Annotated in this window: 15 protein-coding genes; all 15 read right to left on the bottom strand. The window is 64.4% G+C overall.

Going from position 1 to position 19157, the window contains the following annotated elements:
* Nucleotides 1–105 precede the first annotated feature (105 nt).
* The 15 genes from IT472_RS06625 to IT472_RS06555 all read right to left on the bottom strand — a co-directional run bounded on the left by IT472_RS06625 (nt 106) and on the right by IT472_RS06555 (nt 19069).
* Entirely contained in the window at nt 106–951 is an 846-nt protein-coding gene (locus IT472_RS06625) for an XdhC family protein (protein ID WP_297180168.1), read from the bottom strand.
* A gap of 13 nt (nt 952–964) precedes the next feature.
* A complete protein-coding gene (locus tag IT472_RS06620; protein WP_297180165.1) occupies nt 965–1771 on the bottom strand; it encodes an enoyl-CoA hydratase/isomerase family protein in 807 nt (268 codons plus the stop codon).
* A gap of 45 nt (nt 1772–1816) precedes the next feature.
* A complete protein-coding gene (locus tag IT472_RS06615; protein ID WP_297180162.1) occupies nt 1817–2335 on the bottom strand; it encodes a (2Fe-2S)-binding protein in 519 nt (172 codons plus the stop codon).
* Nucleotides 2332–3159 (bottom strand): FAD binding domain-containing protein, encoded by an 828-nt coding sequence (locus tag IT472_RS06610; RefSeq protein WP_297180159.1) that lies wholly within the window; start codon nt 3157–3159, stop codon nt 2332–2334. The genes IT472_RS06615 and IT472_RS06610 overlap by 4 nt, the downstream gene beginning before the upstream one ends.
* Nucleotides 3156–6146, bottom strand: coding sequence for a molybdopterin cofactor-binding domain-containing protein (locus IT472_RS06605; RefSeq protein ID WP_297180156.1), 2991 nt, complete (start codon nt 6144–6146; stop codon nt 3156–3158). The genes IT472_RS06610 and IT472_RS06605 overlap by 4 nt, the downstream gene beginning before the upstream one ends.
* 347 nt (nt 6147–6493) lie before the next feature.
* Nucleotides 6494–7255: an SDR family NAD(P)-dependent oxidoreductase gene (locus tag IT472_RS06600; protein WP_297180154.1), complete on the bottom strand. Its 762-nt coding sequence runs from the start codon at nt 7253–7255 to the stop codon at nt 6494–6496.
* Between the two features lie 8 nt (nt 7256–7263).
* Nucleotides 7264–8043: a crotonase/enoyl-CoA hydratase family protein gene (locus IT472_RS06595; RefSeq protein ID WP_297180151.1), complete on the bottom strand. Its 780-nt coding sequence runs from the start codon at nt 8041–8043 to the stop codon at nt 7264–7266.
* A complete protein-coding gene (locus tag IT472_RS06590) occupies nt 8043–9263 on the bottom strand; it encodes a thiolase family protein (protein ID WP_297180149.1) in 1221 nt (406 codons plus the stop codon). Before IT472_RS06590 ends, IT472_RS06595 begins: the two co-directional genes overlap by 1 nt.
* 4 nt (nt 9264–9267) lie before the next feature.
* Nucleotides 9268–11112, bottom strand: coding sequence for a feruloyl-CoA synthase (locus tag IT472_RS06585; RefSeq protein WP_297180148.1), 1845 nt, complete (start codon nt 11110–11112; stop codon nt 9268–9270).
* A gap of 41 nt (nt 11113–11153) precedes the next feature.
* Nucleotides 11154–12299, bottom strand: a complete 1146-nt coding sequence (locus tag IT472_RS06580; protein ID WP_297180145.1) for an ABC transporter substrate-binding protein — start codon at nt 12297–12299, stop codon at nt 11154–11156.
* A 47-nt stretch (nt 12300–12346) separates the two neighbouring features.
* Nucleotides 12347–14101: an acyl-CoA dehydrogenase gene (locus IT472_RS06575; RefSeq protein WP_297180171.1), complete on the bottom strand. Its 1755-nt coding sequence runs from the start codon at nt 14099–14101 to the stop codon at nt 12347–12349.
* Between the two features lie 41 nt (nt 14102–14142).
* Nucleotides 14143–14904: an ABC transporter ATP-binding protein gene (locus tag IT472_RS06570; RefSeq protein ID WP_297180142.1), complete on the bottom strand. Its 762-nt coding sequence runs from the start codon at nt 14902–14904 to the stop codon at nt 14143–14145.
* Entirely contained in the window at nt 14901–16673 is a 1773-nt protein-coding gene (locus tag IT472_RS06565; protein WP_297180139.1) for a branched-chain amino acid ABC transporter ATP-binding protein/permease, read from the bottom strand. The genes IT472_RS06570 and IT472_RS06565 overlap by 4 nt, the downstream gene beginning before the upstream one ends.
* Before the next feature lies 1 nt (nt 16674).
* Entirely contained in the window at nt 16675–17700 is a 1026-nt protein-coding gene (locus tag IT472_RS06560; RefSeq protein WP_297180136.1) for a branched-chain amino acid ABC transporter permease, read from the bottom strand.
* A 227-nt stretch (nt 17701–17927) separates the two neighbouring features.
* Nucleotides 17928–19069 (bottom strand): IS3 family transposase gene (locus IT472_RS06555; RefSeq protein WP_297180133.1). Its coding sequence is split into 2 segments (ribosomal slippage): nt 17928–18799 and nt 18799–19069, totalling 1143 coding nucleotides; the frame shifts between segments, so codons are not numbered across the junction.
* Nucleotides 19070–19157: the final 88 nt, after the last annotated feature.

Raw genomic sequence — 19157 nt, 5'->3', positions numbered from 1 at the left:
GTGCGTGCGGCGGGTGCGCCGCGCTGATTTCTTGACCATCGAAAACTCCTGTCGCCAGCTCCCAAGAGCCGGCATCATGCCCAGAGTTTCCACTTATGACGCTGTTCAGATTTGCGGAGCCACTTCTAACAGCGCCAGCCGTTGGCGCCGCTTGTCAGTGTTGGCGCGCGAGCCGAGCGCACCGACATAGAAGGCCGGCGACTTCAATGCTTCCAGCAAAGCCATGTCGTCCAGCTTTTGATCATGCGTCAGCGCGACGATGGCGGTACGGGGGTCGGGTTCGATCGCCAGCACCGCGTCGTCGGGCATGACGGTCAGCAGCTCGGTCTGCTGCACCGCCCAGGTCCGGTGAAACTCTTCGCGCGGGTCGCAGACGATCACATGAAAGCCGAGGGTCTTGGCAATCTCCGCCGTCAGGGCCGAGGTCTGCGCCGCGCCGATCAGGAGCAGGCGCCAGCGCGGCCCGAACACCGTCTGGAAGCTGTCCTCGTCGAGCCGGCAGGTTTCGTCGCCGGTGGCCAGCGCGATGCGGCTGGCCCCGGTGTGCATATCCACCCGCCGCAGCACCAGCTCGTGCCGCTCGATATGGGACAGTACCGTGTCGATCCAGCCGGCTTGCTTCAGCGGCTGAACCAGCGGCTCCACCACCAGGCGCAGTGTGCCGCCGCAAGGCAGGCCGAAGCGGGCCGCCTCGTCCTTGCTGACGCCGTACACGACGGTGCCGATGTGCGACGGCACGCCGTCGCGCCGGATGCGTTCGATCAGGTCGTCCTCGACGCAACCGCCGGACACGGAGCCGGCCACCAGGCCGTCATCGCGCACGCACATCATGGCGCCGACCGGGCGCGGGGACGAGCCCCAGGTCGCCGCCACCGTCACCAGCACGACCGCATGCCCGGCCTGCAGCCAGGCGCGGGCCGCGGTCAGCGTGTCGTGGTTCTCCGCGTCCATCGCCGGCTTGCGATCAGCTGCCGTTGAACTTCGGTGCGCGCTTGCCGTGGAAGGCCTCCACGCCCTCGCGGAAGTCGTTCGAGGAGCGCAGGCGGCTGTAGCAATGGCCTTCGAGCTCGATGGCGATCGACAGCGGCGAGTCTTCGGTGTCGTTGAGCAGCTTCTTCGCGGTGCGCTGGGCCAGCGGCGAGAACACCCGAAGCTCGTCCACCAGCCGGTCGGTCGCCGCTTCCAGCTCGGCATCCGGCACGCACTCGGTTGCCACGCCCCACTCGTAAGCCTGCTTGCCCGGAATGCGGCGCGAACGCATCACGATGTCCTTGGTGCGCGTGATGCCGACCATCTTCTGCAGCCGCGCCGAACCGCCCGAGCCGGGAATCTGGCCCAGCTTCTGCTCGGGCAGCGCGTAGAAGGTGGTATCGGTGACCAGCCGGAAGTCACAGGCCAGCGAGATCTCGAAGCCGACGCCGAAGCAGAAGCCGCGGTTGGCGGCGATCACCGGCTTGCTGCAGCGCGCCGGGGCGGCGATGTTCCAGGCCAGCTTGGAGACGTGTTCGGGACTGGCTTCGAGAAAGCCCTTGATGTCGCCGCCGCTGGAAAAGTGTTCGCCTTCGGCGCGCAGCACGATCACGCGCACCGCATCGTTTTCGTCCAGCGATTCGAACACCAGTCGCAGCTGGTCGCGCTGCGCCATCGAGATGATGTTGAACGGGCCGCGCTTGAGGATGATGTCGGCGCGTTCGCGCGCGGGGTCGATTTCGACACGGAAGCCATCGAGCTCTTGCAGCAGAGTCTGGGCTGGATGTTTGAGTTGGGTCACGGTGTTCTCCTTGAAGTGGATTTCAAATCAGAAATATTCGTTGGCTTACTGTTCCGGCAGCTTGCCGGGACCGCCCCTCCGCGCGGCGGCGGTCTCCAGCACCGCCTTCACGATATTGGTGTAACCGGTGCAGCGGCACAGGTGGCCGGACAGCATGTCGCGCACCTCGGCTTCGCTCGGGTCCGGCTTGCGCCGCAGGTAGTCGTCGCAGGACATCAGGATGCCGGCCGTGCAAAAGCCGCATTGCAGCGCATGGTTGCGCCGGAATGCTTCCTGCAGGTCGGACAGGCGATCCTGTTCGTCGGCCAGTCCTTCCACCGTATCGACCGCGCGCCCGTCCACCTGCACCGCCAGGGTCAGGCAAGCGCGCGACGCCACACCGTCGATCTGCACGGTGCAGGCCCCGCACACGCCATGCTCGCAACCGACATGGGTGCCGGTTGCGCCAAGGCCATCGCGCAGGAAATCCGACAGCAGCGTGCGCGGCTCGCAGCGCGCGCTGCGCTCCTCTCCATTGAGCCTGAGCTGGATGCGCACCACCTCACCCTTCACATGCTTTTTCATGCCATCGTCCTTTCGATCACTTCGCGCCCGAGCTGGCGCACCAGCTGGCGCCGGAAGGCCGCCGAGGCATGGTGGTCGCCGCGCGCTTCCAGGTCCCACGCGAAATCATTGATCGCGCCGTCCAGCTCGCTGCCCTGCAGGTGCGGCAGCACGATCACGCGCGGCCGGTCCGCCACGCCGCCGACTGCGAAGCGGATGCCGTCCGGACCCGTCGCCGCGGCCACTGCCACGATCGCGAAGTCGCCATGGCGCTGGGAGAATTCGGTGAAGGCATACCGTTGCCCGGCAACGGCCAGCGGGTACCGCACTTCCTCCACCAGTTCGTCGGCGTGGCGGGCGGTCATCAACATGCCCTGGAAAAAATCCTCGGCGGCCAGTACGCGCCGTCCCTTGCGGGTGCGCAGCACCACCTGTCCGCCCAATGCAAGCAGGCACAGCGGCAGCTCGGCGCTGGGGTCGGCATGCGCGACCGATCCGCACACCGTGCCGCGGTTGCGCACCTGGAAATGCGAGATATGCGGAAACGCCTGCGCCAGCAAGGGCACTTCCTGCGCCAGGCTGCTGCGCCATTCGACGCTGGCCTGGGTCGCTGCCGCGCCGATCGCGAGGTAAGCATCCTTGCCATCCTTGACCTTCACGTAATTCAGGTCGGGCACGCGCGAGATGTCGATCAGCAGGCTGGGCTGGGCCAGGCGCATATTGAGCACCGCCATCAGCGACTGGCCGCCGGCGAGGATGCGCGCCTCGGGGCCGGAGTTGGCCAGCAGCGCCAGTGCTTCTTCCGTGCTGTCGGGACGCACGTAATCGAATGCCTGCGGCTTCATCGCTTCACTCCCAACAGCGCGAGCAGGCGCTTCAGCAAACCGGGCCTGGCGGCGAGCGCGCCTTCGCCGCCGGCTTCGCGGCCCAGTTGTTCAAACAATTGGTTGAGCACGATCTTGGCTGCGCCTTCCAGCATGCGGCTGCCCACGGCGGCCACCTTGCCCGACACGTCGGCCGCATAGTCGTAGCGCAGCAGCGTGCCCTCCCCGTCCGGCTCCAGCGTCACCAGTCCACTGCCGTTGGCGCTGCCCACCGCCGACAGGCCGGAGCCCGCCAGGCGCAGGCTGCGTGGCGGGTCGAGCTCGGACAAGGCGACCTCGGCCGCGTAGCGCGCCTTGATCATGCCGACCCCGACCGTGACATCGGCGCGGTAGCGGTTGGGCCCGATCTGCTGCAGTTCGTTACAGCCGGGAATCACCTTGGCCAGTGCGACCGGATCGAGCAAGACCTTGAACACCGCTTCCGGCGTGGCCGGCAGGCGGACCTCGCCCTGCGCCGCCAGTGCCTTGCCGCCCTTCGATGTCGCCGACGGCGGCGCCGCGCGCGGTCGCGACGGCGGCGGATCGTCGATGCCGATCAGTGCCATCACCTTCGACGGCGTCAGCGGCAGGGTCACATCGGCCACGCCGAGGGCATCGGCGACGGCGTTGGCGATGCAGGGCGGCGTGCTCATGTTGTTGCCTTCGCCCAGGCCCTTCGCGCCCAGCGGCGTAAACGGCGACGGCGTCTCCATGTGGACGATGGTCGGTTCCGGCACTTCGCAGGTGGTCGGTACCAGGTAGTCGGCAAAGGTGCCCGACTGGAAGCTGCCATCCTCGCCGTAGCGGAACTCTTCCATCAGCGCCGCACCCAGCCCTTGGGCGAAGGCGCCGCGGATCTGGCCGTCGGCCAGCGCCGGGTTCAGGAGCTTGCCGGCATCGTGCGTGGTGATGTACTTGTCGATGCGCACGCGCCCGGTATTGCGGTCAATTTCGACACCGCAGACATCGAAGGCAAAGCCGTAGGCGGCCGAGGTGTTGACGCGGTCGTCTTCATCCGGGGCGGTGAGCTGCTCGGCGGTCCAGAATGCGGTCTCGCGCATGCCCGGCTCCACGCCGTCCGGCAACAGGCCCGGGGCCCAATGCGGGCTGGCTGCCATGCGGGCAAACTGCAGCGCCGGTTGCGACGTCTCTTTCGCATGGACCAGCCCATTGGCGAAGACCACATGCTCGGGCGCGCAGCCAAGCTGCGGTGCGGCGATGCGGGCCAGCTTGTCGCGCATCTTGCAGGCGGCCAGATGCACGGCCCCGGCGACGGCGCCGGCGAAGCGGCTCGAATAATTGCCGGCCGCGACCGACCAGGCATCCTTCTGCGTATCGAACTCGATATTGACCGTGACCTGCTCGGGTCCGATGCCCAGTACATCGGCCACGACCTGGGCGCACACGGTGCGGTGGCCCTGCCCGGCCGGGGCCGAGGCGATCACGACACTGACGCCGCCGAGCGGATCGATGGCCACGCTGGCAGAGGCGATGGCACCATTCTTGGGTCCGGCCTTGGCGCGCGCTTCCTTCGGCATCACGGTCGAGATGTAGCCCATGTTGGAGATCGACGGCTCGACGATGGCAGCATAGCCGATCCCGTACAAACGGCCTTCGGCGCGCGCCTGGTCGCGCCGCGCCAGCAGCGCATCCAGCCCGCCTTCCTCGCGCGCCAGTTCGATCGCGCGCTGGTAATTGCCGGAATCGATCAGCGCGCCGGCGGCGGCGCGGTAGGGGAAGGCATCGGCCGGGATGAAGTTGCGCCGGTACAGTTCCAGCGGGTCGATGCCCAGGGTCTGCGCGATGCGCTGCATCAGCCGTTCGAGCTGGAAATAGACCTGCGGGCCGCCGAAGCCGCGCACCAGCCCGGCCGGGGTCTTGTTGGTCAGCACCACGCGGTTGCGCACCAGCAGGTTCGGGATCGCATAGGCGCCGGTCAGGCAGCCATGCATGCGGTAGAAGGTCGCCGGCTCGGGTGCGCGCAGGTAGCCGCCGCAGTCGTCGAACTGGTCGTAGGCCAGCGCGGTGATGCGGCCATCGGCTTGCACCGCGGCCTTGAGGGTCGACTGGCGCCCGGTCGATGACGTCAGGGCGACCAGATGTTCGAGCCGGTCTTCGACCCATTTGACCGGTGCGCGTGCCTTGCGTGCGGCCAGGCACATCAGCACCGCGTACTGGAACACCGCGTGCTTGACGCCGAAGCTGCCGCCGGAATCGCGGAAGGTGCGATGGCGCAGCTGGTTGCCGGGCACGCGCAGCGCCATCGCCATGACCGTATGCAGGGAGAACGGCCCCATGAAGTTGGAGCTGACGTCGTAGCCTTCTTCGTCCGACAGGTATTCGGCGACCACCACCGATCCTTCGATCGGGGTGCAGGAGTTGCGCGGATACTGGGTCTGGATCTCGATTACATGGGCCGCTTGGGCAAAAGCGGTCTCAGGATCGCCATAGCGGAAATGGCGGTCGCTGACGACGTTGGAACCGACGCCTTCGTGCAGGACGGTGGCGTCGTCACGGATCGCATCATCGACCGTGGTGACGCCTGGCAACGGCGTGTACGCGACCTTGACCAGGTCTACCGCGTCTTCGGCCAGGTAGCGCGATTCGGCCACCACCACGGCGACCGGATCGCCGACGAAGCGCACGCGGTCGGTGGCCAGCGCCCACATTTCCATCGGTGCCTTGACGCCGACGACGAACGGACGCGACCAGTCGCGAATATCCTGGCCGGTCAACACGGCGCGCACGCCCGGCGCGCGCTCGGCAGCGGCGGTGTCGATCGCGCCCAGCGTCGCGTGCGCATGCGGCGAACGCACGATCGCCGCGTACAGCGTGCCCGGCTTGACGCCGACGTCATCGCCATACTGGCCGCGCCCGGTCAGCAGCGAGACGTCTTCGATGCGTTCCATTGGGCGGCCGACGAAAGGCGCTGGCTGCGCCTGACTCGCCAGTTCCGGGTTGACTCTCATTTCCATACTTGCCTTGGTTCCAACGTCAATCAGCGATGATTTCGTTGCCGACGTCAGCAGGAGCCGACGTCCGGACGCTCTCGTAATCGAAAGTCTCCTGGACCGCCGTCGCTGCTCTGATTCGCGGTTTGAGTTTTAAGCCGTGAAGTGTACGGTCCGCCGGAGAAAAAGCGATTACCCGAACATACGGAAATTTCCCCTGGAGTCTGATAAATGTCGGATTTGGGCCGTGGCAGCTGCGGCCCGAACGAGCGAGGGTTGAACGGCGACCGTATGCAGGATGAATCAGGGGGCGCCGCTCTCTGCTGGAGCGTGGCGAGCGGGCGGTGGCAAACCGAAGACTGCATCTAGCGCGCCGAGAGACGCACGCCGCCGTCGAGGCGGATTGTTTCGCCGTTCAGCATCGGATTTTCGATCACTTGTGCGACCGTCAACCCGTATTCCGCAGGCTTGCCCAGGCGCGTCGGAAATACGGTCATCTGCTGGAGCGATTCGCGTACCTGCGGCGGTACGCCACTCATCATCGGCGTTTCGAACAGGCCCGGCGCGATCGTGACCATGCGAATACCCTGCCTGGCCAAGTCGCGCGCGATCGGCAGCGTCATCCCGGCAATACCCGCCTTCGATGCCGCGTAAGCGGCCTGGCCGATTTGCCCGTCGAATGCGGCGACCGAAGCCGTGGCGACGATCACGCCCCGTTCCCCATCCTCGTTCGGTGCATTCTTCGACATCGCTTCGGCTGCAAGTCGCAGCATGTTGAACGTGCCCACCAGGTTGACCTTCACCACTTTCTCGAAGAGGTCCAGCGAAGCGGGCCCTGCTTTTCCGAGCACGCGCTCGCCATGGGCAATGCCGGCGCAGTTCACCAACGCGTGAACCGCGCCGAAGCGCTCAAGCGCCGCCCGGATGCATGCAGCCCCTTGTTCGGCCGACGTGACGTCGGTCTCCACGAACAAGGCGCCCAGACGCTTGGCCAAGGCGTTGCCCAGCTCCACCGAACGGTCCGCAATGACGACCCTGGCGCCCGTCGCCGATAGCCGTTCGGCCGAGGCGGCGCCCAATCCGGAAGCACCGCCAGTGATGATCGCAACACAATCTTTGATGTCCATGATGTTCCTTATTCTGCAAGTTTGGTTTTGTGGCGGCCGCTCAGGAATGCCTCCAGCCGCGGCAACAATCCAGGGGTGGACTGGATGACGCCTTCCATCAGCGCTTCGGTGAAATGCCCGGCATCGGCCGGCATGTCTTCGATATGCTGTAGTGCAACCGTGATGGCGAAATTGCCTTCCGGTGTATTGCCTGCAATTTTTTTAGCCAGCTCCAGCGCAAAGCTTTCCGCTGTCCCCTCGTCCACCAGATAGTGCGACAGACCGAGCCGGTTGCCTTCCTCGGCGTCATACACGCGGCTGGTCAGCATCATCTCGATCATGCGCGAGGTCGTGAGCACGCGCGACACGCGCACCGATGCACCGCCGCCGACGAAGAACCCGTGCTTGACCTCGGGTAGCGCGTAATAACTGGTTCTATCCGCGACCCGCACATGGCCGACCAGCGCGAGCTCAAGGCCGCCTCCCACAACGGGTCCTTTCAGCGCCGCGACCACCGGTAAGCCCGACAACTGGATGCGGCGAAAGCATTCGTGCCAGCTGTGCGAATGCTGTACGGCGCCGAATGGCGAACGGGCTGCCTGCTCGGACAAATCGAGTCCGGCGCAAAAGGTTTTCCCCTCGGATGTCAGCAGCACAACCCGGGCCGTATCCGGCAGATCGGCCCAGATGCGGTTCAGGCGCGCGATCATGGCGTCGTTTATCGCGTTGTGCTTGTCCGGTCGACGCAGCGTGACGTGGAGAATCGGCCCTTCCAGACGCGCTTCGATGTGATCTTCGATTCCAAGCATCAAACGATCTCCATCAGAATGGCCATCCCTTGACCGCCACCAGCGCACGCGCTCGACACCGCATAGCGCTCGCCCGCGCGACGCGCTTCGCGCGCGGCGGTCAAGGTGCAGCGTATGCCGGTCGCACCCAGCGGATGTCCGATTGCAATCGCGCCGCCATTGACGTTCACGCGTGCGAGGTCGATGTCAAGTTCCCGCTGAACCGCGAGCAACTGCGCGCCGAATGCCTCGTTGATGTCAAAGCGGCCAATGTCCCTGACTGAGATTCCCTGCCCTTCGGCCACCTCGCGAATCGCGGGAGCCGGCCCGATGCCCATGATTTCCGGCGGCACGCCGGCGATCGCGCTCGATACGATGCGCGCCAGCGGCTTCAAGCCTTCGCGCCGCATCACCTCGCCCGACACCAGCATGACCGCGCCCGCGCCATCCACGATGGCGGATGAGTTGCCGGCCGTCTGTACACCGCCGAACGCTGGCGGCAGCGCACTCAGCTTTTCTTTCGACGTGGGGCGCACATGGTCGTCGGCGCCTACCGATTCCACGCCCCTGGGAAGCGTGATCTTGCGGGTCGCGTAGCCGCTCAGTTCATGGGCTTCACGCGTAACCGGCACGATCTCGTCATCATAGAATCCATCCTTCTGCGCCTTCAATGCGCGCGCAAAACTCTCGGCTGCGAAGTCATCCACCTCGTCGCGCGAGATCTTGTACTGGCGCGCCAGGTTTTCGGCTGTCATGCCCATCGGCAGATCGGTCGCCGAATCGCGTAGCGTCTCCCAGAGCGAGTCGTAGAACTGTACCTGTCCCAGGCGGAACCCGGAGCGCATGCCATACGCGACGACCGGCGTGCGCGACATCGACTCGGTACCGGCCGCGAGAACGGTGCTGGCCGATCCCAGCTGAATCGCCATCGCGCCTTGCGCGACCGCTTCGAAGCCGGAACAGCAGATGCGATTGACGATCAGCGCCGGCTTGTCGATGCCGACGCCGGAATACAGCGCGACATGGCGGGCGAGATAATAGGAATCAAGGCTCGACTGTGCAACGTTTCCGACGATCGTGGCATCCACCAGTTTCGGATCGATGCCGGAGCGGCTCAATGCGCCTTTGGCGGCGACGATGGCCAGGTCGGTGGCGGACAGTTCCTTCAATGAGCCGTTGAAGTCGGTAAAGGGGGTGCGGGCGCCGGCAACCAGCCATACGTCCTTGAATTGGTACAACATTCTTTTAATCTCCTAAGGTAATGACCGAAGCGGCACGCGGCTCCGCATGGAGCTTCTCTACGTGTGCAGCCCGGGCTTCCAGCACCGCGCGCTGGTTAATATAGCCCTTGTCCGTAATTTCTCCGGCATCGAGGGATGGCGGTTCCAGCAGGATGAGTGCGCGCTGGACCGCCTGCGAACTGCCTCCGGCGGACTCCGCAAGACGCTTCAACCCGGTCGCAATCGCATTGCGGACGCGCGGGTCGGCAGCAAGGCTGGCGGCATCCGGCGTTTCATCGAGGCCGAGCGCGACGCGGCATGCTTCGCCGTTAAGAAACAGCATTGCGCCTATTTCATTACGGTCATGTCCGGTGATGACCGCGTCCTGAACGAAGGGCGCGCAAGCCGATACGAGCGCCACCCGCAGTGTCCCGACCGACACCCATGTGCCGGTCAAGAGCTTGAAGTTTTCCGAAACACGACCGTCGAACTGGAGCCCAAGTTCGGGCTGCGCCTCGTCAACGAAACGCAGGGCGTCGCCCACCTTGTAGAAGCCCTCTTCATCGAACGCTGCGGCGGTCAGCTCAGGTTGGCGCCAGTAGCCGGGCGTGACGTTGGGCCCGCGTACGCGCACTTCAAGCTTGCCGCCATTCGGCGTCAGCTTCAACGACACCCCAGGCATCGGCAACCCGACCACATTGGCTGTCGCAGGCTCGCCGTAGCAGGTGATCGTGCCGGGCGCGGTTTCCGTTGTGCCCAAGGATGCGACCACCGGAATGCTTCGACCATCCGCGTTTTCAAGGCGTCTGAGCCGTTCGCGTGTGGAGGCAGGAAGGGCCGCCCCAGCGTAGCTGAACAGGCGCAGCCGACGCAAAAAATTGCTGCGCAAGGCTTCATCCTGCTCCAGATGCGGCAACAGCATGTCGTAGCCGCGCGGCACATTAAAATAGATGGTTGGTGAAATCGTCTTCAGGGCTTCCACCGAGGCCGCGATTCCGGCCGACGTCGGGCGGCCGGAATCGATATACAAAGAACCACCGTTGCGCAGCACCGTGTTGAACACATAGTTGGCACCGAATGTGTGGTTCCAGGGTAGCCAGTCGACGACAACCGGCGGTTCCTGTTCCATGAACGGCCAGACGCGCGCCTTCGCTTCCTGATTACTGCAAAGCATGTATTGCGTATTCACGACTGCCTTCGGTACCCCCGTCGAGCCGGAGGTGAACAAAAACTTGGCGATCGTGCCCGGCCCAACGCTGTTGAAGCGCGCCTTGACGCCTTCAGGATCGGATTGCCCCTCCAATTCAGCGAATTCCAACGCCCCCGCGAAACTGTCCCGCCCCACATAAATTGCCGCGTCGCCAAAATCCACCGCATCGAATGCGCGCCGGTAAGTTGCCCCCGACTCTGCATACACCAGGCCCGGTGTCGTCAGCTTGACGACATGCCGAAGCTTCTCGAAATCTTTGGAAACCAGCGAATACGCCGGCGAGGCGGCTGCTGCCGGAACACCGATGTGCATGGCCGCCAACGAGAGCAAAGCGAAGCGAAGCGAGTTGTCGGACAACAGCAGCACCGGGTGTTCCGCCGACAGGTCATGGCGCAGCAGCCCGGCGGCGATACGCTCTACCCGCCGCAGCGTTTCTGCATATGACAGCGTCTTCCAGCCGGCGCCGTCACGCTCCGCCAGAAACACCCGGTCCGGGGCTTCCCCCGCCCATCGGACCAGATGCTCGCCCAGACAGCGCGGCACGCTACCTTCAAACGGCGCAGAGACGAGAATGTCGCCGGACGGTCGCCGCTCGATATGCAAAGGAATCGACCCGAAGTTCTTGTCGGCCGGATTGACCATGTACGTCAACTTGTTCATTGCTAAGCTTTCAGTTGGCGGGGGTTAGTTCACTCGTAGGCTTACTGGCCCAGGTAGGTCCACTTGCCATCACGGATCGTCACGAGAACGCGCGCACGCTCGTCCTGGCCGTTGTGATTGGTCGCGCTCGTGTTGTAGACGCCGGTAGTGCCGGCGACTTCGCGTAGATTACGCAGCGCATCACGTAGAGCAACGCGAAATTCCGGTGTGCCGGGTTGTGCTGTTTTGAGCGCAACCGGAGCGGCTGCCTGCAGCATCAGCAAGGCATCCCATGCATAGGCACCGAGCGAGGAGCGCGAATTCGCGCCGAAGGCCGCCTCATAGCGCTTGACGTAGTCGACCGAAATCGCGCGCGACGGATTGTTCGCCGGCAGTTGCTCGGCCACCCACATCGGCCCCACCGGCAGGATGGCGTTTTCGAGCGCACGTCCGCCGACCCGCAGGAAGTCGTTGTTGGCTGCGCCGTGGGTATGGAATATGCGGCCGCGGTAGCCGCGTTCGATGAGACCGATTTGCGGAAGCGCGGACGGTGTGCCTGAGCCGACGACCAGGATCGCGTCAGGACGCGCCTGGACCAGCTTCAGAACCTGACCGGCGACGCTGGTGTCGGTACGGTTATAGCGTTCTCGCGCGACGATTTTGAGACCCGAACCTTCCGTCTGCTTTTCCAGCTCCTTCAGCCAGCCCTCTCCATACGAGTCGGCATAGCCGATGAAGCCGATGGTCTTGGCGCCGCCGCGCTTCATTTCAGCCAGCACCGCGGATACCATCAGCGGGAACGGCTGCGCGATCTGGAACGTGAACGGCGCTTTTTCGGGCGTCAGTGTGGTGGGTGCGAAACCGAGTTGCGGCACGCGTGCGGAATGTGCGACTTCGGCAATCGCCATGACGGTTGGGCCAGTGGAGGAGCCGAAGATGACGTCGACATTGTTTTCCGCGACAAGCTTGCGCGCGTTCGATGTCGCGACCGTGGAGTCGGACTGATCGTCAAGGACGACCACCGTCAGCTTGTGGCCGGCGATACTGTCCGGATACAGCGTGGTCGTATTGCGCTGCGCGATGCCGAGCGAGGCCGCGGGGCCGGACGCCGACACAATCACGCCGACCTTGATTTCTGCCGCGACAGCCTGTCCGGCAGCGATGACTGTAAGAGCTGCGACCAGCCCGCGACGTAACATATGAAGCATGATGTCTCCTCCGTGATTAATGTTGAAATGGAACTCTAATGCCTTGCCTACCTGCCGGCAGAGGCAACCCTTGCCTCCGCCGGAATTGCCCTTAGCACGTCATCCGCCCCGCTCATGATTGGGCCTACCCTGCCGCGCGCAGGCGGCAGCTCGTGGCGAATGAAGAACGCTGCAATACGGGTCTTGTCCTGTGCAAATTCCTGATCGCCCAGGGGGTGCGCGTACAGCGCCGCCTTGCACAGTAGAGCGCCGACGCACACGGCCGCGCAGACCTCGAGAAAGGGCACCGCGCCTGCCGCAACGTCCTGTGGCCGCTCGCCGGCAGTCGTCAGAATCCAGTCGGTGCATACCGCAACATCGGCAATCGCTTCCCGCAGCGGTGCGGCCAATCGCCGCAGTTCGGAATCGGATACCTGCTCCAGGTCGCTGCAGACGGCCTGGAAGCCGGCCAGCAAAGCGCGCATTGCGGCCCCGCCATCGCGCTGTATCTTGCGTGCCCACAGATCGTTCGCCTGGATCGCGGTAGTGCCTTCATAAATGGCGGTAATGCGGGTGTCGCGAAGTATCTGCGCCACGCCGGTTTCTTCAATGAACCCCGCGCCGCCGTGAATCTGGATGGCGATATTGGCGGCGTCGATCGAGCGCTCGGTGGCCCAGGCCTTGAAGACAGGCACGGCCAGTTCGGCCGCGGCGCGCGAGTGCGCCTGCACATCTGGATCGGCATGCGTATCTGCCAGATCGAGCTGGCTGGCGATCCACATGGCAAGCGCGCGCCCGCCTTCCGTGAAGCTGCGAATCCGCAGCAGCTGGCGCGCCACATCAGGATGCGCCTCGATCGCCGGCATCGCGCCGCGATGGCCGGCAGGCCGTCCTTGCACGCGCTGGGAGGCATAGGCCGAGGCTGCAGACAATGCTGCCTGGCATTGGGCGACGCCTTCCACGCCAACCGCGAAACGCGCTTCGTTCATCATTACGAACATGGCTTCGAGGCCGCGGTTCGCTTCACCGATCAACCAACCGTGTGCGACCGCATTTTCCCCATAGCCGATTACGCACGTGGGGCTGGCGTGGATGCCGAGCTTGCGCTCGATCGACAGGCAGAACACGCCGTTGCGCGCGCCGATTTCTCCATCCGGCCCGATCAGGAACTTGGGCACCATGAAGAGCGAAATGCCGCGCGGCCCCGGTGGCGCGTCTGCCATGCGTGCAAGCACGAGATGCACGATGTTGGACGTGTAATCATGCTCGCCGTAGGTGATGAAGATCTTCTGGCCCGTGATTGCATAGTGATCGCCGTGCGGCACTGCGCGGGTACGGATCGCCCCGAGGTCGGAACCGGCCTGGGGTTCGGTCAAGTTCATCGTGCCAGTCCATTCGCCGCTCACCAGGCGCGGAAGAATGACTTCCTTCTGGAACGGATCGCCGAACCGGGACAGGGCAGCAGCTGCGCCGCGGTTAAGTACAGGGCACAGCGAGAAAGCGAGGTTCGCGCTTGAGGTGAGTTCCTCGACACATGCCGCAACCATTTTCGGCAGGCCCATCCCGCCTGCCGCTGGAGATACGGCGACGCCATTCAAGCCAGCGTCGGAGAAGGCGCGGAATGCAGCGGGAAACCCTTGCGGCGTAGCCACCGCCGCATTTTCGCAGCGTGCACCCTCGCGGTCGCCAGGCTGGTTCAGGGGCGCAAGAACACCCGTGCAAAATCTGGCCGCCGCGTCCACTGCCGCATCGACCGTGCCGGCATCGATTTCCGCAAAGCGTTCGCAGGACAGCACGGTATCCAGCGCGCCCACTGCACGCATCAGGAACTGCATGTCGAAGGCAGGATCAATGGTCCGCATCGTCAGGCCCTCTCTCTTTGCTGGTCCCGGGACGCGTCGGCGGATCCCGACAGTCCCAGATAGCTGCGCAATACCGCGTCGTTGCTCGCCAGGGATTGCGCCGTGCCTTCCAGCACAATGCACCCGCCTTCGATGACATACCCGCGCTGCGAGATGCGCAGCGCCGCGCGCGCGTTCTGCTCCACCAGGAGCACGCTGACGCCGCTTTGGCCGAGCTTCGAAATGGCGGCAAAAATCTGTGCATTGACAATCGGCGCGATGCCGAGGCTCGGTTCGTCAAGCATCAGCATGCGCGGGGCCGCCATCAGCGCGCGCCCGAGCGCCAGCATCTGGCGCTCGCCGCCTGAGAGCGTGTCCGCGCGCTGGTCGAGACGTTCGCCCAGGCGGGGGAACAAGTCGATGGCCTGGTCGAAAGAGCGCTTCATGGCCGCCTTGGAGGATGAGCGCCGGGAGTATCCGCCAAGCTGGAGGTTTTGGAGTACGCTCAACTCCCCGAACAGTTCGCGCTTTTCCGGAACCAGGCACAGGCCGCGCTCCAGCCGCTCTTCCACGTCGAGCCGCGCGATGTCTTCGCCATCGAATCGAATGGTGCCGGAACGGATCGGCAAAATGCCCATGATCGCGCCGAGCAGTGTCGACTTGCCGGCGCCGTTGGCGCCGATGATGCTGACGATCTCGCCCTGCCCGGCATCGAGTGCGGCGCCAACGACGGCCTCGGCCTTGCCATAGGCGATATGCAGATCGCTTACCTGAAGTTCGCTCATGCCGCATCTCCCAGGTAGGCTTGAATGACGCGCGGGTCAGACTGGATCTCAGCCGGCGTGCCCTCGGCGATTTTTGTTCCGTATTCCATCACCACGATCCTGTCGGCGAGACCCATGACGAAGTCCATGTCGTGCTCGACCAGCAAGACGCTGACGCCGCGTGCGCGCAATGTCAGCACCAGGTCCTTGAGTGCCATTTTTTCGTGCAGCCGCAGACCGGCCGCCGGCTCGTCCAGCAGCAGCAGGCTCGGATCGAGCGCCAGCGCGCGGGCAAGCTCTACGATCCGCTGCTGACCCAGCGCCAGAGATCCGGCAGCGCTGTCCGCCAGCTTGGCGAGGCCGCATTCCGCCAGATACACCTCGGCGGTCTGCGCCAGCGCGGCCTCCTCCATCCGGTTCAATCCGAGCGCCGAACGCAAGGGACCGGAGCGGCTCTTCAGGTGGGCGCCCAGCATTACGTTCTCCAGCACCGAGCGGTCGTCCAGCAGCTTCACATGCTGGAAAGTACGGGCGACGCCGCGCTTCGCGATCTCCCTGGCCGCGCGTCCGTCCATTCGCTCACCGGACAGGTAAACCTCGCCGGCAGTCATCGGCTGCACGCCGGTGATGAGGTCGAACATCGTGCTCTTGCCGGCGCCATTCGGGCCAATCAACGCAACGATCTCGCCTTGCTGCACATGAAACGAAACGTCGTTGACGGCAACCAGTCCGCCAAACACCTTGCGCGCGCTTTTCACTTCGAGCGCATACGCGTCGGACTTGGCGATCGCACGCGGCGCATATGCCTTCGCGGAGACGGCACTCCGCGGCGGGCGCAAAGGCTGGCGCGCGGCAGGAAGGAAGCGGTCGATCAGGGACCACACGCCGCCGGGTGCCCACCACATGAACAGGATCACGAGCAAGCCGAAGATCACTGTCTCCCAGGCCCCGCTCACGCCGACCAGAGCCGGGACTACGTCTTGCAGAAAGTTGACCAACAGCGGTATGCCGAGCGCACCGATGACTGCGCCCCATACACTGCCGGCGCCGCCGAGCACGGTCATGAACAGATATTCGATGCCTTTGTTCAGCCCGAAAGGCGTCGGATTGATGAAATGCTGGAAGTGGGCGTACAGCCAGCCTGCGATCGCGGCAAGAACGGCTGCATAGACGAAGGCGACCAGCTTGTAGCCCGCCGTATCGATACCCATGCTTTCCGCCATGACCGTCCGCCCGTGAAGCGTGCGGAAGGCACGGCCCGGACGCGAGTGCAACAGGTTCTGGGTCAGGACGATCGCTGCGGCGGCAAACACCCAGATAAGAATGAGCATTTTCCGCGAGTCTTCCAGCACGAGACTGCCGATGCGCAGTGCCGGGATGCCGGACATGCCGGTATGCCCGCCGAGATATTGAATATTGCCGGCGACACCGATCAACGCAACCGCCCAGGCAATCGTGCCGAGCGGCACATAGAACCCCGAGAGCCGGACCGTCATCCATCCGAGCACGATGCCGGAAACGAGCGCGGCGCCGATCACTGCCAGCAAGCCGATCCACGGCGAAAGGCCAAGCTGGACGGACAGCACCGCGGCAACATAGGCGCCAACGCCGACGAACGCCGCCTGCCCGAACGATGTGATCCCGCACACCCCGGTGAGAAGCACCAGCCCCATGGCCACGATGGCGTTCATTCCCACGTAAGCGCCGAGCGTGACCCAGAATGGCGGCAAAACGAAGGAAGCCCCGGCCACGGCGGCAAGCAGTACGAGCACAAGAGTTGAAAATTTCATGTCAGTCTTCCCGGACCGTAGACCGAAGCGATCTATAGAGAACAAGTGGCAGGATCAGACCGAACACCAGCGCGTCTTTGAATGCGCTGGCATAAAACGCCGATCCGGACTCGACCAGGCCGACGAACAGGGCGCCGACCGCGGTCAACGCATAGCCTTGCAAACCGCCGAAGATCGCTGCCACGAATCCTTTGAGACCGATCAAAAAGCCTGTGTCGTAATACACGGTCGTAATCGGAGCAATCAGCACCCCGCCCAAGGCGCCAATGAAGCTGGCAATACCGAAGGCAATCGATCCGCTTTCCTCGGTGCGCACGCCGACGATCCGTGCGCCGAGCGGGTTGATGGCCGTGGCGCGCAAGGCCAGACCGAAGAGGGTGCGCCCGAACACCAGCCCCAGCAGGACCAGGGCGATCGCCGTGAACGCCAGCACCGACAGTGTCGACCCGGTGATCGGCACGCCAAAGACATCGAAGCCGACATCGATCAAGGCGGGCGCACGCTGTCCTTCAGCGCCGAAAATCGCGAGGCCGATGCCCAGCAGCACCCAGTGCAGCGCAACAGCGACGAACAAAAGCAGCAGCACCGACGCGTTGCGCACCGGCAGAAATACCAGCCGGTATAGGAGCGGGCCCGTCAAGCCGACGATGAAAACCGAGGCCAATGCCTGCACCCACGGCCCACCTGCAGTGACCAGGCCGGATAGCACGGCACCGGCCGTCAAGCCGCTAGGCACCAGCAGCCATAGCATTTTCCGGACCATCCGGCCTGGATGGCTGCGGTTCGCCACGCACAACCGGCCCGCCTCGATAGCGACCAGTGCGAGCAGCAGCCATATCGTTCCCGGGACATGCCCGGTTACCAGCGCACCATAGGTAAGCGCCCCGAAGGCCACGAATTCACCCTGTGGCAAAAAGATAACGCGGGTAACGCTGAAGACAAGTACGAGAGCAAAGCCCAGTAATCCGTAGATGGCGCCATTGACGAGGCCATCCTGAGCCAGCATTGAGGCGATGAATAAATCCATGAGGTCTCGATTTGTAGGAATATTTTCAAGAAGTGTAGCCGTTAATATTTACGGTGTAAACATAGTTTGCCAAAGAAGTGGCTCCGCTTGTCTGAACAGCATTCCCCGATTTATAAGTGGATTGCGGGCGGGTTGCTGACGGTGCAGAGTTGTCCACGGCGGCGGGCGTCGCTTGCGACGAACGCACGCCGCGGTGGGCAACTCGGGGCGCACCAGCGATCTTCATCTTACGCGGCCAGCTTCAGCTGCGGCAAGCCGGCGAAGTACGCTTCGTCGGGCGTGAGCCGATCCAGGCTCGAGTGGGCGCGATGCGCGTTGTACCAGGCAAGGTAGTCCGCGATGTCGGCCCGTGCGGCGCTGACGCTGTCGTAGGCCTTCAGGTAGACCCGCTCGTACTTGACGCTGCGCCACAGGCGCTCGACGAACACGTTGTCTCTCCAGGCCCCGCGCCCGTCCATCGAGAGCCTGCAGCCAGCCGCCAGCACCACGCCGGTGAACTCCTCGGCGGTGAACTGGCTGCCCTGATCGGTGTTGACGATCTCCGGCGTGCCGTACTTCGCCAGCGCCTGCTCGATCACCTCCTTGGCATGGATCGCTTCCAGAGTGATCGCCACCCGGTGCGCCCGCACACGGCGGGTGGCGACGTCCACCACCGCAGTGAGGTAGACGAAGCCGCGGGCCATCGGAATGTAGGTCGTGTCCAACGCCCACACCTGGTTGGCCCGCGTGATCGCCAGATGGCGCAGCAGGTATGGCCAGATCTTGTGGCCCGGCGCCCGCTTGCTGGTGCCGGGCTGTGGCGCCAGTGCCGTGATGCCCATGCGCTGCATGAGCGTGCCAATGTGGCGTCGGCCGGCGTGAATGCCTTCGCGGGCGAGCTGGTCACGCAGCATGCGAGCGCCCATGAAGGGGTGCTCCAGGTGCAGCTCGTCGAGCCGGCGCATGAGCGCCAGGTCGGCATCGCTGAGCGGCCGCGGCAGGTAGTACACCGAGCCGCGGCTGATGCCAAGCAGCTGCGCCTGGCGCGTGACGGACAGCTGATCGTGACGGTCGATCATCGCTTTGCGCTCAGCAATCCCGCCTTGGTGAGCGCGCGTTCTAAAAAATCATTCTCCAGCGTCAACTGGCCGATTTTGGCGTGCAGCGGGTCCAGATCGACCGGTTCGGCCGCCGCAGCTCCGCCGCCGAAGGCCTCGGCCGCATGCTCCAGAAGTTGCCGCTTCCACTCGGTGATCTGGTGGGGATGCAACTCGAACTGCTTGGCCAGCTCGGCCAACGTCTTGTCTTCCCGCAAAGCCGCCACGGCCACCTGCGCCTTGAACGCCGGCGTGTGCGTGCGGCGGGTGCGCCGCGCTGATTTCTTGACCATCGAAAACTCCTGTCGCCAGCTCCCAAGAGCCGGCATCATGCCCAGAGTTTCCACTTATGACGCTGTTCAGATTTGCGGAGCCACTTCT

Origin of the sequence: Thermomonas sp. (genome assembly GCF_020850895.1) — a bacterium.
In the GTDB taxonomy this organism is placed as follows: domain Bacteria; phylum Pseudomonadota; class Gammaproteobacteria; order Xanthomonadales; family Xanthomonadaceae; genus Thermomonas.
Note: the sequence above shows the minus strand (reverse complement) of the source record. Positions and strands in the feature narration are given on the sequence as shown.

Excerpts from the sequence above, each read along its gene's own strand:
- IT472_RS06625 (WP_297180168.1), bottom strand. The coding sequence starts at position 951 with ATGGACGCGGAGAACCACGACACGCTGACCGCGGCCCGCGCCTGGCTG.
- IT472_RS06615 (WP_297180162.1), bottom strand. The coding sequence starts at position 2,335 with ATGAAAAAGCATGTGAAGGGTGAGGTGGTGCGCATCCAGCTCAGGCTC.
- IT472_RS06610 (WP_297180159.1), bottom strand. The coding sequence starts at position 3,159 with ATGAAGCCGCAGGCATTCGATTACGTGCGTCCCGACAGCACGGAAGAA.
- IT472_RS06605 (WP_297180156.1), bottom strand. The coding sequence starts at position 6,146 with ATGAGAGTCAACCCGGAACTGGCGAGTCAGGCGCAGCCAGCGCCTTTC.
- IT472_RS06600 (WP_297180154.1), bottom strand. The coding sequence starts at position 7,255 with ATGGACATCAAAGATTGTGTTGCGATCATCACTGGCGGTGCTTCCGGA.
- IT472_RS06595 (WP_297180151.1), bottom strand. The coding sequence starts at position 8,043 with ATGCTTGGAATCGAAGATCACATCGAAGCGCGTCTGGAAGGGCCGATT.
- IT472_RS06590 (WP_297180149.1), bottom strand. The coding sequence starts at position 9,263 with ATGTTGTACCAATTCAAGGACGTATGGCTGGTTGCCGGCGCCCGCACC.
- IT472_RS06585 (WP_297180148.1), bottom strand. The coding sequence starts at position 11,112 with ATGAACAAGTTGACGTACATGGTCAATCCGGCCGACAAGAACTTCGGG.
- IT472_RS06580 (WP_297180145.1), bottom strand. The coding sequence starts at position 12,299 with ATGCTTCATATGTTACGTCGCGGGCTGGTCGCAGCTCTTACAGTCATC.
- IT472_RS06575 (WP_297180171.1), bottom strand. The coding sequence starts at position 14,101 with ATGCGTGCAGTGGGCGCGCTGGATACCGTGCTGTCCTGCGAACGCTTT.
- IT472_RS06570 (WP_297180142.1), bottom strand. The coding sequence starts at position 14,904 with ATGAGCGAACTTCAGGTAAGCGATCTGCATATCGCCTATGGCAAGGCC.
- IT472_RS06565 (WP_297180139.1), bottom strand. The coding sequence starts at position 16,673 with ATGAAATTTTCAACTCTTGTGCTCGTACTGCTTGCCGCCGTGGCCGGG.
- IT472_RS06560 (WP_297180136.1), bottom strand. The coding sequence starts at position 17,700 with ATGGATTTATTCATCGCCTCAATGCTGGCTCAGGATGGCCTCGTCAAT.